The organism is Nonomuraea mesophila, assembly GCF_004352805.1.
GTDB lineage: Bacteria > Actinomycetota > Actinomycetes > Streptosporangiales > Streptosporangiaceae > Nonomuraea > Nonomuraea longispora.
Window position 1 is genome coordinate 1 of record NZ_SMLD01000401.1, and the last position, 780, is coordinate 780.

The 780-nt window shown below is 70.4% G+C and carries 1 protein-coding gene; it reads left to right on the forward strand.

Annotation, left to right across the window (positions count from 1 at the left end):
* Positions 1–59: 59 nt before the first annotated feature.
* Positions 60–780: polyketide synthase dehydratase domain-containing protein (locus E1295_RS48265; RefSeq protein WP_181958166.1), on the forward strand; the 721-nt coding region annotated here is incomplete at its 3' end.

Consider the following 780-nt stretch of genomic DNA (forward strand, 5'->3'; position numbering starts at 1 on the left):
TCGCGGATGGGGTGAGGGCTGCTGAGGCGACGCACTTCTTGGAGGTCGGCCCGGATGGGGTGCTGACCGGGCTGGCGCAGCAGAGTGTTGAGGATGCGGTGTTCGTCCCGGCCGTGCGCAAGGATCGTGACGAGACCCGGGCGCTGATCGAGGCGCTGGGTGGGCTGCACGTCCAGGGCATCGCCGTGGACTGGACGAAGGTGCTGACCCCCGGCCGGCTGGTCGATCTGCCCACGTATGCCTTCCAGCACGAGCGGTTCTGGGTGCCGGCCAGTCTGGAGTCGCAGGACGTGGGCGAGGCGGGGCTGGGCGCCATCGACCATCCCATGCTTCGTGCGGCGATTTCCGCACCCGACTCCGACACCCATACCTTTACTGGCCGGTTGTCGCCGGCCGGGCAGCCGTGGCTGGTCGATCACCAGGTCGACGGCCGGGTGGTGGTGCCGGGAGCAGCGCTGGTGGAGCTGGCGCTGCGGGCCGGCCAGGAAGTGGACTGCCCGCGGCTGGCAGAGCTGACCATGCAGGCGCCGCTGCTGGTGCCGGACGGGCCGGGCGTGGACATCCAGCTCGTGGCCGGGCCCTGCGACGATGCCGGTAGCCGCCAGGTGAGCCTGTATGCGCGTGCGGGTCAGGACGAGTGGACGTTGCACGCGCAGGGCGTCCTGTCCGAAGAAGGCGAGAGGCCGACGGCCGGTATGGAGCAGTGGCCGCCGGCTGGTGCCCGGCCGGTCGATGTCGAGCACCTGTACGACGACATGGCGGCGATGGGCCTTGAGTATG